Source organism: Halanaeroarchaeum sp. HSR-CO, assembly GCF_024972755.1.
Classification (GTDB): domain Archaea; phylum Halobacteriota; class Halobacteria; order Halobacteriales; family Halobacteriaceae; genus Halanaeroarchaeum.
Genome location: NZ_CP087724.1, coordinates 1,010,811 through 1,026,564, shown reverse-complemented (window position 1 = coordinate 1,026,564; position 15,754 = coordinate 1,010,811). Strand labels below are relative to the sequence as shown.

General features: G+C 66.0%; 11 protein-coding genes. 4 read left to right on the top strand and 7 right to left on the bottom strand.

Annotated features, from left to right (window positions below):
* Positions 1-40: 40 nt before the first annotated feature.
* Entirely contained in the window at positions 41-2,464 is a 2,424-nt protein-coding gene (gene folP / locus HSRCO_RS05270) for a dihydropteroate synthase (protein WP_259519386.1), read from the top strand.
* 21 nt (positions 2,465-2,485) lie between these two features.
* Here the strand turns inward: folP and HSRCO_RS05265 are convergent, their stop codons facing one another.
* Complete coding sequence (locus HSRCO_RS05265) at positions 2,486-3,538, bottom strand: glycosyltransferase (RefSeq protein WP_259519385.1); 1,053 nt, start codon at positions 3,536-3,538, stop codon at positions 2,486-2,488.
* 98 nt (positions 3,539-3,636) lie between these two features.
* Between HSRCO_RS05265 and HSRCO_RS05260 the strand changes: the two genes are divergently transcribed.
* Together HSRCO_RS05260 and HSRCO_RS05255 are read left to right on the top strand one after the other, a co-directional pair.
* The gene (locus HSRCO_RS05260; protein WP_259519384.1) at positions 3,637-5,427 is read left to right on the top strand and encodes a S9 family peptidase; all 1,791 of its coding nucleotides are present in this window, start codon (positions 3,637-3,639) and stop codon (positions 5,425-5,427) included.
* Between the two features lie 85 nt (positions 5,428-5,512).
* Entirely contained in the window at positions 5,513-6,031 is a 519-nt protein-coding gene (locus HSRCO_RS05255) for an SRPBCC family protein (protein WP_259519383.1), read from the top strand.
* Here the strand turns inward: HSRCO_RS05255 and HSRCO_RS05250 are convergent.
* Genes HSRCO_RS05250 through gltB form a run of 3 tightly spaced genes read right to left on the bottom strand, consistent with a single transcriptional unit; the run spans position 6,028 to position 12,647 of the window.
* Positions 6,028-7,086: an NAD(P)-dependent glycerol-1-phosphate dehydrogenase gene (locus HSRCO_RS05250; protein WP_259519382.1), complete on the bottom strand. Its 1,059-nt coding sequence runs from the start codon at positions 7,084-7,086 to the stop codon at positions 6,028-6,030. The genes HSRCO_RS05255 and HSRCO_RS05250 overlap by 4 nt on opposite strands.
* Before the next feature lie 40 nt (positions 7,087-7,126).
* Positions 7,127-8,116: an NAD-dependent epimerase/dehydratase family protein gene (locus tag HSRCO_RS05245; RefSeq protein WP_259519381.1), complete on the bottom strand. Its 990-nt coding sequence runs from the start codon at positions 8,114-8,116 to the stop codon at positions 7,127-7,129.
* A 58-nt stretch (positions 8,117-8,174) separates the two neighbouring features.
* A complete protein-coding gene (gene gltB, locus HSRCO_RS05240) occupies positions 8,175-12,647 on the bottom strand; it encodes a glutamate synthase large subunit (protein ID WP_259519380.1) in 4,473 nt (1,490 codons plus the stop codon).
* A gap of 184 nt (positions 12,648-12,831) precedes the next feature.
* Between gltB and HSRCO_RS05235 the strand changes: the two genes are divergently transcribed.
* Entirely contained in the window at positions 12,832-13,362 is a 531-nt protein-coding gene (locus HSRCO_RS05235; RefSeq protein ID WP_259519379.1) for a hypothetical protein, read from the top strand.
* On the opposite strand, the gene HSRCO_RS05230 is transcribed toward HSRCO_RS05235, so the two are convergent.
* From HSRCO_RS05230 to nrfD, 3 genes are read right to left on the bottom strand one after another with little or no spacing between them, the layout of a single operon-like run.
* A complete protein-coding gene (locus HSRCO_RS05230; RefSeq protein WP_259519378.1) occupies positions 13,345-13,962 on the bottom strand; it encodes a helix-turn-helix domain-containing protein in 618 nt (205 codons plus the stop codon). The two genes, HSRCO_RS05235 and HSRCO_RS05230, sit on opposite strands and share 18 nt — an antisense overlap.
* Positions 13,963-13,968: 6 nt before the next feature.
* The gene (locus HSRCO_RS05225; RefSeq protein WP_259519377.1) at positions 13,969-14,604 is read right to left on the bottom strand and encodes a molecular chaperone; all 636 of its coding nucleotides are present in this window, start codon (positions 14,602-14,604) and stop codon (positions 13,969-13,971) included.
* 3 nt (positions 14,605-14,607) lie between these two features.
* Positions 14,608-15,753 carry an NrfD/PsrC family molybdoenzyme membrane anchor subunit gene (gene nrfD, locus HSRCO_RS05220; RefSeq protein WP_259519376.1) on the bottom strand — a complete coding sequence of 382 codons (1,146 nt, stop codon included), beginning with the start codon at positions 15,751-15,753 and terminating at the stop codon, positions 14,608-14,610.
* Position 15,754: the final 1 nt, after the last annotated feature.

Here is a 15,754-nt window from a genome sequence, read left to right as displayed (position 1 = left end):
ACTCCGACAGGCCTATGCGCGACCACCCGGACTCTCCCATATGCGTTACGACGAGGCGGCAAACTTCCTCCTCGACTTACGCCGCTATCGACCCAAGCCCGGGACGGCGTCGACGGCGGACCTTCTCTCGTGGCTCGACGACCCCCACGAGGGGCCGGCGCACGTCCAGATCGCCGGTTCGAACGGCAAGGGGAGCACGGCACGGATGCTCGAACGCGTGCTGTCCGAGACCGACCTCGACGTCGGACTGTACACCTCTCCACACCTCGACGACTTCCGCGAACGGATCCGGGTGAACGACCGGACCATCACCGAGACGGCGGTCACCGAGTTCGCCGAACGCATCCGACCCCGCGTCGTCGAGCGCGCAGCGGACAACGACGCCCCGACCTTCTTCGAGGTGATGACCACGATGGCGTTGTGGTACTTCGACCGCGAGGACGTCGACGTCGCGATCCTCGAGGTCGGGATCGGTGGACGCTACGACGCGACGAGCGTAGTCGACCCGGTCGCCAGCGCGGTCACGAGCGTGACACTGGAGCACACGAGCGTCCTCGGAGATACCATCGAGGAGATCGCACGCGACAAGGCAACCGTCGCCCCGGCGGAGAACCCGCTCGTCACCGGCACCACCGAGAGCGCTCTCGAAGCGGTCTCCGAGGTGGCCGACAGCGTGACGACTGTCGGTGACCAGGACGCCGACGTGACCGCCACGTACGGCGGCATAACCGAAACGTACGAGGCGTCGATCACGCTCGAGAACGCGGACTGGACCGTGGAGACCGTAATCCCACTGCTGGGAACCCACCAGGCGACGAACGCCGGTATCGCCGCCGTGCTCGCGAGACAGGTCACGGACGTCGACGAATCGTCCATCGCACGAGGGCTCAGGAAGGCGACCTGGCCGGGGCGCTTCGAGGTCGTGGAGACGGATCCGGCCGTCGTCCTCGACGGCGCGCACAATCCGGGCGGGATGGCGGCGGTCGCCGGGACGCTCGCCGAGCTACCGTACGACGACCTCCACGTCGTCGTCGGATCGATGCAGGACAAAGACCACGTCGGCATGGCCTCGGCCCTCCCGACGCCGGACACCGTCACGACCTGTCGGCCGGATACGGACCGCGCGGAGGACCAGAGCGTCCTCGAGGCGGTCTTCGACCGCGTCAGTGACGACGTGACGGCAATGAGCAGCGTGGCGGCCGCCGTCGACAGGGCCATAGACGAGGCCGACGCCGACGACTGCGTGCTGGTCACTGGCTCGTTGTTCACCATCGCCGAGGCGAGACGGCGGTGGACGCGCCGATTCGTCACGCGAAATGTGGATTCACTCGCCGATGCGAGGCGGACACTCGAACGGGCTCACGTCACCCCACCGGGCGTCTGGCGGATGCGAGCGAAAGGACACCACCGGGTCGTCTCGACACGGGTCCAGAACCGCCAGGCGCAGTACCTCAAAGAGGAGATGCTGTCGCTGGGCGGGGAGTGTTCTATCTCCGGTCTCAACGACCAGACGGAAGGATACCTGGACGTCGTTCTCATGGGGACGCTCGCGCAGTTCAATCGGCTCGTGACGAAACTCGACGGGCAACCATACGGTCTCTCCGTCTTCGCCGACGACCTCCGGAGGGCCCTGGACATCCGTACACCGTCTCGAGAGCGGGAATATCCGTGGGAGGACCGGCCGGCGATCATGGGCATCCTGAACGTCACGCCCGACAGTTTCCACGACGGCGGCCAGTACGACACCACCGAGGCGGCCGTCGAGCGGGCACGGGAGATGGTCGATGCCGGCGTCGACATCATCGACGTCGGTGGAGAGAGCACCCGACCGGGAGCGGAGCCAGTTGCGCCCACGGTCGAACGCGAACGGGTTGTCCCCGTCATCGAGGCCCTCGCGGACCTCGAGGTAGCCGTCTCCGTCGATACCCGCGACGCCGACGTCGGCCGCGCGGCACTCGAGGCCGGTGCGGACATCTTGAACGACGTCACCGGGCTGGACGACCCCGAGATGCCCTTCCTCGCCGCAGCGTTCGACGTCCCACTGGTCGTCATGCACAGCATCGATGCACCCGTCGATCCGACGAGGGATGTCGAGTACGACGACGTCATCGACGACGTCATCGACGAACTCGCTGAAGCGGTCCACCGCGCCGAACGTGCGGGCCTGGATCGCTCGCAGATCATCATCGATCCGGGGCTGGGGTTCGGCAAGTCGGCCCGAGAGAACTTCGCCCTCCTCGACCGGATCGACGAGTTCCACGCACTGGGCGGGCCGGTCCTCGTGGGTCACTCCCACAAGTCGATGTTCGCCGAAATCGGGCTGGACGCCGACGAACGGGGGGCAGCGACTGTCGCGGCGACCGCCCTGGCAGCCGACCGTGGCGCGGACATCGTTCGGGTGCACGACGTGAAAGCAAACCTCGATGCGGTGTCGACGGTGCTCGCGACCAACCGAGAAGACTGAGGGGCCGAGGCCGAGCGCTGCTCAGGACTGCAGGTCGCGGTATCGTTGGAGGTATCGTTCCAGGACGGACCGCCGATCGAATTCGGCGAACTCCTCGTCGATCGAGAGGCGTTCCAGGTCCCCGGCCTCGACCAGCCGACGGGTGAGTTCCTCGTCGTTCGTGGCGGTGAATCCACGACTGCGCTGTTCGACGAGTTCGTGCGCGCTCGAGTCGGCGTGGTACTCCACGATGCCGACACAGCCCGCTGCGAGCGCCCGAAGCAGGTCGACGGCGAAGGGGGTATACTCCGCGGTGTGCACGTAGACGTGGGCGTTCTTGAACAGGGCGATGCGCTCCGCCACGGAGCGGTCGCCGACGAAATCGACGCGGTCTTCGATTCGGAGGTCGCGAGCCTGACGTTCGTAATTCTCCCGCTCGGGCCCATCGCCGATGATCGTCGCCGTCCAGTCGTACTTGCGGAACTCCGCGAGAGAGAGCAACAGGGTCTCCAGGTTCGCCGCTTCGTCGAGCCGTCGCGAGAAGACGATGTCGCCCCCGTCGGCAGGCTCGACGTCTCGGACGACGTCCATCTCGATGCCCGTCGGAACGACGTCGATACGGTCGATTGGAACCCCGAACTCGCGGACTCTCGTGCGGACGGTCCGGGAGGGAGTCACCACACTGTCGGCCGACCGAACGGCGAACTCGGTGAGCGAGCGGGCGAGCGATCCCTGGACCGCCGGCGGATCGTAGCACTCCGCGAGCAGGGGCGCCCCCGTAAGCGACGACCCCACTCTCGCGGCGAGGAGGTGGCTCGCGGGGTGACAGGTGGCGTGGATGACGTCTGGCTGAAATGCACGGAGGTCGCCCGGGAGCCCGAGGGGAAACGTCCAGTCGTCGGCGTGGCGGGTGACCGCCCGATACTCGATATCGTCGCGTTCGAAGACGTCAGGTTCCCCGTCCCACCACTGCGTCGAGAAGACGACGACCTCGTGGCCCCGTGCAACGAGGTCGGCGGCGAGAGCGTGGAGCCGCTCGGCGCCATCGGTCGCTTCGTGGTGTTTCGTCGACGCCGACACGAACGCCACGCGCATACCATCGGCCATGCAATGGGCGGTAAAAAAGGATACCATTTGTCCGGCGTCCTGCGGGCACCCCAAGGACTATCGGGTGTCCTGCGGTACCTCTGGCGATGAGCTTCGACATCGAACGCTACCTCAACGTCCGGAGCGCGTACGGGCCGTCGCTGGGGGTCGACGGCGGGCTCGCGTTCCTCATGGACACCACCGGCGTCCCACAGGTCTGGCGGCTCGACGAGCCGGGCGAGTGGCCAGCTCAGTTGACCTTCGACGAGGAGCGCGTCGCCTTCGTCGCCGCCTCGCCCACCCGTCCCGAGTTCGTCTACGGCAAGGACGAGGGCGGCGACGAGAAGGTCCAGCTCTTCAGGCTGGCCGCGGACGGATCGAAAACGACCCCACTCACGGACCGGCCGTCCGCCAAACACCGGTGGGGCGGCTGGTCGAACGACGGCGACCGGTTCGCGTTCGCGTCGAACCGGCGGGACGAGTCCGTCTTCGACGTCTACGTCCAGGGACGAGACGAGCGTGGGGACGACGCCACCCTCGTCCACGAGGGCGACGGCTGGCTCTCTGTCGTCGGGTGGAGTCCCGACGACGACCGGTTGCTCGTCCACGAGGCCCACTCGAGTTTCGATCACGATGTCTTCGTGCTCGAGGTCGAGACCGGACAGTTCGAACACCTGACCCCCCACGAAGGCAACGTCAGATACGGAAGCGTCGAGTGGGGACCGGACGGGGAAAGCGTCTTCGTCTGTACCGACGCGAACGCCGACACACTCGAACTGGCCAGGATGGACGTCACGGAGGGTGAAATGACCGTCGTCGAATCGGGTGGGGACTGGAATGTCGAGGCGGTGACCATCCACCAGGAGTCCGGTCGTATCGCCTACTCCAGGAACGTCGAGGGCTACACCGAACTCACAACCGGGCGGGTCGACGGGGCCACCGTCACCGAACAGCGACCGTTCGACCTCCCGACGGGCGTCCTCGGCGGGTTCGATTTCGGTCCCGACGCGCAGCGACTGGCCGTCTCGCTCACCGCGAGTACCGACACCGCGAACGTCCACGTCTTCGACCTCCCGAGCGAACGCCGCACACGCTGGACCCGGGCCGCCACCGCCGGTATCCCCCGGGATACCTTTCGGGAACCGGACATCGTTCGCTACGACTCCTTCGACGACCTGACCATCCCCGCCCTCTTCACGACCCCGGACGCGTCCACACCCCCCTATCCGGTAATCGTCGACGTCCACGGGGGGCCGGAGAGCCAGCGGCGTCCCTCGTTCAACCCCGTCAAGCAGTACTTCCTGGCACAGGGCTACGCCTACTTCGAGCCGAACGTTCGGGGGTCGACGGGCTACGGCAAGGCCTACACCCACCTCGACGACGTTCGAAAGCGGATGGACGCCGTGCGAGACGTGCGAGAGGGAGCCGCCTGGCTCCGCTCCCGGGCGGACATCGACGAGGACCGCATCGTGGCGATGGGCGGATCCTACGGCGGGTTCGTCGTCCTGGCCGCTCTGACGGAGTATCCCGACGTGTGGGCGGCGGGGGTGGACATCGTCGGCATCGCGAACTTCATCACCTTCCTCCAGAACACCGGCGACTGGCGGCGCTCGCTCCGCGAGGCCGAATACGGCTCGCTCGAGGCGGACCGGGAGTTCCTCGCCGACATCTCGCCCATCAACAACATCGAATCGATCGAGGCGCCGTTGCTCGTCCTTCACGGTCGCAACGATCCCCGCGTACCAGTGGGTGAGGCCGAACAGATCGCCGAGGAGGCCGCCAAACACGTCCCCGTCGAAACCCGAATCTTCGACGACGAGGGCCACGGGTTCACCAAACTGGAGAACCGCATCGAAGCCTACCGCACCATCGTCGATTTCCTGGGTGAGTACGTCTGATCGATCGGCTCGACGACAGGCCCGTTTACCGTCCCGCTGGGTCCGGTCACGGGGACGTTATGTTCGACGAGACGAACGTATACCCGTGGTCGGGAGAATCGCCGACGGTCTGGGCCGGCTCCGAGACGCGCTCGCGATAGAAGACACACCAGAGGGGCTCCGGATCGTCGTCACACGGCGGATCGATGCGCCGCCAGAGCGGGTCTGGGAGCTGCTGGTCGACACCCGCCGCTGGCCAGACTGGGGGCCAAGTGTACTCGACGTCGAAACACGGTCCCCGCGGATCGAAGCAGGGGCCAGTGGTCGGGTTCGCACGTTCTTCGGCCGCTGGCTTCCATTCACCGTTACGAGAGTCTCCGAGTGGTCGTGGGCCTGGCGAATCGGTCCCGTCCAGGCGACGGGACATCGTGTGGTTCCACAGGGTGATGTGTGTCGAGCGGGGTTCGAGGTCCCGCTGTTCGCGTTTCCGTACGTCCTCGTTTGCTGGTGGGCACTCGCACGGATCGAGGTGCTCGCCACAGCGTCCTCGGCCGACAATCGGCCCGGACGGTCGGATGCCACTGACCGTTCGACAGACCAGGCAGACGGGCCGAAAGGGCGTTAGATCACGCCGGTCGTCTCCGCGACCTGGAGCGCCGCCGGTTCGCTGATACCGCTGCCGAGGATGGTGTACCGGTCGCGAATCTCGTGGGCGGTCGTCAGCGCCTGGATGACGTCCTCCTCGTCGACGCCGAGTTCCTCGGCGGTCGTCGGCGCGTCGATGCTCTTCAACGCATCCCGAACCGACCGCCAGGTGCCCGATTCGCCGCTGTGGAGGTACTCCGTCATGATGGCGCCGACGCCGACCTGGTGACCGTGCAGCGCTGCTCCCGGCGCGATCCGGTCCAGCTGGTGGCTGAAGAGGTGTTCGGCACCGCTGGCCGGGCGGGAAGAGCCGGCGATGCTCATCGCGACCCCGGAGGAGACCAGGGCCTTGACCACGACCCACGCGGACTCCTCCAGGCCCGGTTTGATGGACTCGGCGCGATCGACGAGCATCTCGGCCGTCATCTGGGAGAGCGCGCCGGCGTACTCGGAGTACTCGACGTTCTGGAGACGGTTGGCGAGTTGCCAGTCCTTCACGGCGGTGTAGTTGCTGATGATGTCCGCACAGCCAGCGGTCGTCAACTCCCAGGGTGCGTCGGCGATGACGCTCGTGTCGGCGATGACCGCGATGGGTGGGTCCGCGGCCACGCTGTGGCGGGTGTCGCCTTCGGGGACCGAGCCCCGCCCGCTCACGATGCCGTCGTGGCTCGCGGCGGTCGGGACGGAGATGAACCCCACGCCGAGTTCGTCGGCGGCCATCTTTGCGATATCGATGGCCTTGCCACCCCCCACGCCGACGAGATAGGAGACGTCGGCCAGGCGGGCGTCCTCGAGCACCTGCTCGACGGACTCGAAGGTTGCCGTCTCGACGATCGTCAGTGCGGGATCCAGGCCGTCCGCCTCGAGTTGCTCGACGATCGGGTCAGCGGCGACCCGCTTCGGCGTCGGACTCGTGACGATGAGTGGGCGGCCGGTGAGGTGCGTGTCCGCCAGCACTGCACCGACGTCGTCCAGGGCGTCGTGGCCCACGACGACGTTCCGCGGGAGGCGAATCCACGTGGATTTGTCGAACATACCGGAACCAGCGCGGGGAGAGGGGAAAACGGTTCGGGACTCAGATCGTCTCGAGGACGCCGAGCACTCGCTCTTCGGCCTCGCGTAACGGCCCCTCGTCCCTGCCGTCGCGGTCGCTCTCGCGGTGGTCTTCGACGGTTATGGCCATCGCTTCGTCGACCGGCGTCGACTCCCAGCCAAGTCCCGCCAGTTTCGCCGTCGAGAGGAGGTGCGGATACGGCCGATACAGCGGGAAGTCCTCGAGGTCGAGGTCGGCGATAGAGAGTTCGCGTTCGCTGGCGTGGACGACCTCGACGGAAGCGTCCAACGCTTCGACGGCGAGGGTTATCATCCGGTCGAGTGAAACCGCGTTCTGATCGGCGACGTTGTACACTTCCCCGGCCGTTCCCTCCTCGGCGACGAGTCGAAGAGCGGTCGCGAGGTCCGGGGCGAAGGCACGATGCCAGACGTTCGTCCCATCACCGGGCACCACTATCCGATCGTACGTGTCGATTCGATGAAGCCAGTAATCGAGTCGTTCGCGGTAATCGTGTGGGCCGTACACGACGGGCGGCCGCACCGACATGGCACGAACGCCACGCTCCGCGGCTCGAACCACGGCTCGGTCTCCCTCTGCCTTCCGGTTCCCGTAGGTCGCGAAGGTGTCGTCGGTAGCCTGTTCGTCGGTACAATCGTGCCACGGCGTGTCGTCCTCCCGTTTCGGGATGGCGTCGACGGCGTATGCCTCGCCGCTCGAGACGTAGACGTAGGCGTCCCCGTCGGCGAAGATTCTGGTCGCGCTCTCGACGTCCCGGGGATGGTAGGCGACAACGTCGAAGACCACGTCCGGGTCGACGGCGTCCCGGGCAGCCTCGAGTGCGCCGTCGTTCGTCCGGTCACCTTCGAAGTGGTCCACGTTCGGGTCGTCTGCGAATGGATTCTCGTGTGACCCGCGGTTGAAGAGCGTGACGTCGTACTCGTTCTCGAGCAGTTCGACGACCAGATGCCGGCCGATGAATTTCGTTCCGCCGATGACCAGGGCACGTTCCATGACCACCCCGACGAGAGAGCGGACCAAAACCGTGCTGTTTGGCAGCCTTCGATTCGGGTCAGTCAGCGCTACCGACCGCACCGGGGGACTTCGCGGCCGCCCGCTCGGGGAGGGACTCCCGGACGTCTGCGTCGGGCCGTTCGGCGATGGCGTCGCGGTAGGCGTCGGGCATTACCTTCACGAAGGAATCGCGGACGTCGTCCCAGTTCTCGAGGACTGCGTCGCCCCGCTCGCTCCCGGTGTGGCTCACGTGGTTCTCGACGAGGCGGCGGATGGCCCGTTCGTCGGCCGGTTCGAGGGTGGTCTCGACCGCCACCATGTCCCCGTTGACGTGGTCGACCACGTCACCGTCGGTATCGAGTAGGTACGCGACCCCGCCGCTCATCCCCGCGGCGAAGTTCCGCCCGATGTCGCCGAGGACGACGGTGATGCCGCCGGTCATGTATTCGCAGCCGTGATCGCCGACGCCTTCGACGACCGCGTTCGCCCCGCTGTTCCGAACCGCGAACCGTTCGCCGGCGACGCCGTTGACGTAGAGTTCGCCGCCGGTCGCGCCGTAGAGCGCCACGTTCCCGACGAGGGTGTTCTCCGCTGGATCGAATCCGGGCGCCCGGGGCGTACTGACCGCGATAGTTCCGCCGGAGAGCCCCTTACCGACGTAGTCGTTCGCGGGCCCGTCGAGTTCGAAGGTCACGCCCCGTGCCAGGAACGCCCCGAAACTCTGGCCGGCGGTCCCCGTGAACCGAACGGAGATGGTGTCCTCGGGCAAGCCCTCGCCACCATGGCGGTCGGTCACTTCACTGGAGAGCATCGCACCGACGGTTCTGTCGACGTTCGTGACGCGCTCGTCGAGCGCGACCGATTGTCCCGATTCGAGTGCGGGCGTGGCTCCCTCGATGAGGGTGTGATCGAGATGCTCCGACATGTCGACCGGCTGTTCCCGGGTCTTGTACCGATCGTCCCCGGCCGGTTCGGCGATGACCGCCGAGAGGTCCAGTGTCCGCGCCTTCGGGTGGTCGACGTCCCGCTGGGCAAGGAAGTCGACCCGACCGACGAGGTCGTCGACGGTGGCGACCCCGAGATCGGCCATGATCTCGCGGAGCTCCTGTGCGACGAAGGTGAAGTAGTTGATGACCTCCTGTGGGGTCCCAGGGTATCGCTCCCTGAGCTTCTCGGCCTGCGTCGCGACGCCGACCGGGCAGGTGTTCTGGTGGCACTGGCGGGCCATCACGCAACCACCCGTGACGAGGCTCGCGGTACCGAAGGCGAACTCCTCCCCGCCGAGCAGGGCCCCGATGGCGACGTCGCGGCCAGTCCGCAACCCACCGTCGACGCGGAGAGTCACGCGGGAGCGGAGGCCGGTCTCCCGGAGCAGCTGGTTCGCCTCGGCGAGCCCGAGTTCCCAGGGAATACCTGCGTGTTTGATTGACGTCTTCGGGCTCGCACCGGTCCCCCCGGAGTGACCGCTGATGTGGATCTTGTCGGCCTTGGCCTTCGCACAGCCGGCCGCGATGGTCCCGATCCCGGCCTCGGAGACGAGTTTGACGTGGATGTCGGCCGCCCTGTTCGCGGTGCGGAGGTCCGTGATCAGCTGTTTGAGATCCTCGATACTGTAGATGTCGTGCTGGGGCGGCGGCGAGATGAGCGGGACACCCGGCGTCGAGGAGCGCACGTCGGCGATCATCTCGTTTACCTTCTCGCCGGGGAGGTGCCCGCCTTCGCCCGGCTTCGATCCCTGGGCCATCTTGATCTGGAGTTCCTCGGCTGCACCCAGGTACTCGCTCGTCACGCCGAACCGACCGGAGGCGACCTGCTTGATGCCACACTCGCGGTCGGTTCCGTAGCGAGATGGCGGTTCGCCACCCTCGCCCGTGTTGGCGTTTCCGCCGAGCGCGTTCATCGCCATGGCGTTGTTCTCGTGCGCTTCCGGTGAGAGCGACCCGAGACTCATCGCGGCGGTGGAAAACCGAGTGACGATGTCGGTTACGGGTTCGACCGCCTCGATGGGGATGGATTCGTGCTCGTCGGTGCGGATATCGAGGAGGCCACGGAGCGTGTGCCCAGACTCGTTTTGGGCGTTTACCAGGCCGGAGAACTCCTCGTAGGTCTCCCACTCGCCGGTCCGGACGGCTTGCTGGAGTGTGTTGACCGTCTGTGGATTCCAGGCGTGGTTCCGCCCGTCCTGCCGGTTGCTGAACTCCCCCTGGATCTCGAGTTCCGGATCCGCCTCGAACGCCGCACGATGCCGTTCCCGGAGGTCGGCTTCGATCTCGTCGAGGCCGATACCCTCCGTCCGGTTGGGCGTCCCGGTGAAGTACTCGTCGACGACCGCGGAATCCAGCCCGACTGTCTCGAATATCTGGGCGCCCTGGTAGCTCTCGACCGTCGAGATGCCCATCTTTGCCATGATCTTCAGGAGCCCCTTCTCCAGCGCCGAGAGGTAGGTCCGGGCGACGGACTGGTCGGTCATCCCCTCCGGTGCACCGGCGAGTTCGGTGACGGTCTCGATGCCGAGGTACGGGTTGACAGCACCGGCCCCGTACCCGATCAGGGCGGCCACGTGGTGGGTCGTCCGGGGTTCGGCCGATTCGACGACGAGGTCGACTCTCGCTCGAAGTCCCTCCCTGACGAGGTGATGGTGAACGCCGCTCGTGGCCAGGAGACTCGGGATGGGTATCGCGTCCTCGCCAGCGTTGCGATCGGAGAGGATCAGTATCTCGGCACCGGATGCGACGGCTTCCACCGCCTGCTCCCGGACCCGGTCGACCGCAGCTGCAAGTCCCCCCGAGGGATCGAAGGTGACGTCGATGGTCGCCGTCGAGAACGTGGAATCGCGCACCGATGCCACCGCACCGTCGCCCAGGACCGGCGAATCGGCAACCAACTGCCGGGCGTGCGCGGCGGACTCGGCCAGGAGGTTCCGCTGGCGGCCCAGTCGGGTCTCTAGACTCGTGACCAGTTCTTCGCGGATGTAATCGATGGGCGGGTTCGAGACCTGGGCGAACTGCTGGCGGAAGTAGCTGAACAGCGGCCGGTTGAACGCCGAGAGCACGGACAGCGGCGTGTCGTCGCCCATCGATCCGACCGGATCCGAGCCCGACTCGACCATCGGTTTGAGGAGTTCGTCGAGTTCGTCCCTGGTGTAGCCGTGGAGCACCTGCCGGGATCGGACGTCTTCGACGGTGTCGCCGAACGGGTCACCGTCGGTCGGGAGCGAGGCCTGTTCGTCGGCCAGCCACCGTCCGTATTTCTCGTCGACGAGATCGGCGAAGACCTCGTCGTCGGAGCGAATTCCCGCGTCTGGCCCAGCCATGAACAACTGGCCGGGCTTGAGCCGACCGCGGCGCTCGACGTCCGCCGGATCTGCCTCGAGTGCGCCCTGCTCGCTGGCCATCACGAGCGTCCCGTCGTGGTGTACCTCGTACCGAAACGGGCGGAGGCCGTTGCGGTCGAGAACGGCGCCGACGCGTTCGCCGTCGGTCCCGATGACGAGTGCCGGGCCATCCCACGGTTCGATTAGTGACGCGTGGAAGTCGTACCAGTCCCGACGGTCGTCGTCCATGTTGTCGTGGCCCTGCCACGCTTCGGGCACGAGCATCCGGAGCGCGTGGGGGAGGTCTCGGCCCGACGCCAGCAGTAACTCGAGGGCGTTGTCGAGTGACGCCGTATCGCTCTGGGACTCGTCGCGGATGATCGGCGTGAGCGTCTCGAGGTCAGATTCGGAGAAGGCCGGCGATTCGAGGTCGGCCTCACGAGCTCGCATCCAGTTGACGTTCCCCTGGATGGTGTTGAACTCGCCGTTGTGGATAACGGTCCGATGTGGATGGGCGAGGTGCCAGCGGCCGAGCGTGTTGGTCGAGAATCGCGCGTGGACCATCGCGAAGTTCGACCGGACGCGCTCGTCCTGGAGGTCGGGATAGTACGCGGCGAGCTGTGAGCCCTTGAGCAGTCCCTTGTAGACGAGCGTCTCCCGATCCAGCGAGACGACGAAAAACCGCTCCTGGTCGACAGCCTTCTCGATTGCCCGACGGGCCACGTAGAGGCGCCGATCGAACTCCTCGTCGGAGACGTCCGTCTGCGGCGCGACGATGGCCTGGACGACTGCCGGTTCGGAATCGAGTGCCGTCGTCCCCAGGTCCGAACTGTCGGTCGGGACGTCCCGCCAGTGTACGACGGAGAGTCCGTGGTCCGCAAGGAGCGTCTCGACGGTTTCCTCAACTGTCTGCCGGGCCGCATCGTCGCGGGGCATGAACAGTGCCCCCACGGCGTAGATCTCCGGAAGCGTGTCGACGACGTCGGCGAAGAACTCGTGGGGAGTCTGGAGCAAGATGCCCGCACCGTCCCCGGTGTTCTCCTCTGCGCCGGTCGTCCCGCGATGTTCGAGGTTCTCGAGGAGTTCTACGGCATCGGAAACGATCCGATGCGTCGAGTCTCCATCGAGGTCCATCACCGTCCCGACCCCACAGTTTGCCCGTGCCTCCTCGGGAGACGCGAGAAGACGGCCGCCGCTTCGGGTGTCCCGTTCGTGCATGTCGCATCATGGCACACATCCACATATAACATTACTCCTGAGACTGTTAGTGTATATTAGTATCAACTAAGGTCGTAGAAGGTAATTGTTCTCCAGGCCGTCCGTCCCGAGAGCCGAACAAGCGAACATCCGGAAATCCGCCGCTGCCGACGCCTTCTTTGTGGCGTCTCCCGTTTCTTTCCGAATGGACACCGACGACGGAACAACGGAACAGGTGGAAGGTGGCGATGGAATCGCAGCCCTCGGCGTCCGATTCGACCGTCTCGATCGGCGGATTGCGACCGCGATGGGGCGTCTCGGAGTGCCGACGCTACGATTCGCTCTCGGTGTCGTGTTCGTCTGGTTCGGGGCGTTGAAGGTCATCGACCAGAGCCCGGCGGCGAGCCTCGTCGCGGAGACGGTCGTCTTTCTGCCCCCAGAACTGTTCGTACCGATCCTGGGCGTCTGGGAGGTCTTGATTGGCCTCTTTTTCCTGTACCGTCCCCTGATTCGAGTAGCTATCCTCCTGTTGTTCCTGCAGTTACCCGGCACCTTCCTTCCGGTCGTCCTGCTCCCCGAGGTCGTCTTTCAGACGGTCCCGTACGCGCTCACCGTCGAGGGTCAGTACATCGTCAAGAATCTGCTGATCATCGGCGCCGCACTCGTCGTCGGATCGACCGTCCGCGAGGAGAGCGTATCGACGAGAGACGAACACCACTCAGACGTACTCGAGTAGCTGGGAGAAGATCTCACGTTCGGCCTTGCGGAGGCGGGTCGCAAACGCGGAACTCGAGATGCCGGTCATGGCCGCCAGCTCTTCGACCGTCGTCTCGCTCGGCATCTCGTAGTAGCCCTCGAGCATCGCCATTCTGATCGCCTCACGCTGTTTGTCCGTAAGCCCTGCCAGATCGAGCTGGGCACTCCACTCCTCACCGGCCCCGATCTCCCGGTAATCGATCACCTCGAAGGACGACGAGACCTCGCGAAGCGCCGCAGTGATCTGTTCTGCACGCTCTGGGCTCTGGACGTACGTCGTCAAACACAGATCGCCGTCGGTCCCGGACCGGGCCGGTCGAACCCGTGGAATCGCGTCGTTCTCGAAGACCACCGCACAGGGACAGTCGGTCGTGTCCGACTGGCTCGCGTGATGGACGGTGATCTCGCCGTCGGCGTTCCGGGTCACGTAATCGCAGTTTATCGTCCCGTCGTTCCAGAAGACGGAGATGCCGGTCACCTCGACGTCCAGTTGTCGAATCGGGCAGCGTTCGGGTGCGCGGACCCGGTACTCGACGCGATGTCCCCATCGTTCGAGTTCACGGTCCCGGTCGGCACCCATTCGTGATCACACCACGTTCGTTCGTGCCCGGTCGACCATCCGATCGATACGTTCCTCCGACGGTCCGTCGACGTCGAGTTCGGAGCGTAAGGCCGCCATCGCTTCGACCAGTGTCTTCACGCTCCACCGGTGGAACGGTGCCTCGGCAGCGGCATCCTCCACGAGTCTCGCGAAAGCATCGATCCAGTCCAGCTCGGACTCGACGAACCGACGGAGTTCCTCGATTTCGCCCGCATCGAGCAGGATGCTCGCGTACTCAAGCTCGAGGGCCACGTGATCCGCCGGGTAGGCCTCGGGAACGTCGGCGCCGATCGCGGCGTACCGTCGTTCCATGGCGGTCGCTGGCGGCCCCTCCATGAGTCCTTCTCGCCCCTCGTACCACTCCTTGTACGGCGACGCGGCCGGTGGCGCGAAGGGCGTTCGGAACGCCCCGAAGAGCCCCTCGTACTCCTCGGTGAGATCACGGTCCTCGATCGCGGGTGCCGCTGGCGGCTCGACGCCAGCCCGTTCGATCGACTCGACCGCCGCCGAGAGGCCGGCCGGTGAGGAGACGGCCTCGCGGACGGATTCGTCGGGATGGCGCAGACAGTTCGAGAGCACGATCACGGCCTCGGACCACGCTGCTTGCGTCTGGTCGTCCATAGCTTACAGTCCAGGTACGACCAGGGGGCTCTTGACGGCTGCCATCAACACCACGTAGCGCAACAGGAACCCGCCGACCAGCACCAGCGCGTACTTCGCCGCGTACCCGCCCGTCAGCAGCTCCTCGCCCCACGGCCGCTCCTCGAAGCTCGTGAACTGATGTAACACCGTCACCGTCAGCGACAGGATCACCGGCACGACCGTTCCGAACACCAACACCCCGCCCACGAACAGCAGCTGGTAGCTGTCGAACAGCGCCGTCAGACTCGCCTGCGAACCCATGTTCGGCGTGTTCGCCAGGAACGACAACAGCAGCCCGATCGCCACCAGCTCCGCGACGATGATCGCGTCGTCGGTCAGACAGAACCGGTGGTTCACACGCGAGAGCGCCCCGCCGCTCAGGACCGTTCCCAGCAGCGCCGCCGAGATCCCCGTCGAGACGCCGCTCAACAGGAAGATCACCGGCAGGTACGGCCGCGTCCAGAACTGCACGACCGTGACGTCGCTCAACAGCATCGCCGTGTATCCGATCAACGTCAGCGACAGCACGCCGCCGACGATTCGCAACGCGCCCCACAGCTTTCCTGGCGGTCGGGTCACGTCCGCGATCCTGTCTAACAGCCACGTGATGCCCCGCTCCGTACGCCACGGCATTACCCCGTCGATCCACTGCAGGATCTTCCGTGGGAACAGGCTCAGACCCGTCGGGTGAGCGAGATCGGACCCGAAGTGCAGCCACAGCGTCTCGAAGACCGCCCAGATCGCGAACAGCACGATCACCCACGTCCCGATCACCAGCCACGAACCGAAGTTCGTGAACAACACCGGGAAGGTCAGCGCACGTAGCGGCGCGCCCAGGTGGGAGAGCAACGCGACGCCACCCACCGCGATGCCCAGCACGCCGATCAGCGATCCCCACCGCGAGGTCTCCGCACACGCGAAGTGGTGGTGGGGGTCACCCGGGTCCCCCAGCAAGATGTCACCGAGTCGGGAGCCACTCACCATCAGGCTCTTCATGAAACTCGCCCACGCCGAGGTGACGTAGGCGCCGCCGCTCACCCCGCCCAGGAACAGGTACATCGCGATGAACTCCGCCCAGTGAGGCGACTCCAACCACAGCCACTCCGTGCCGCCTGGTATCGCACTCATG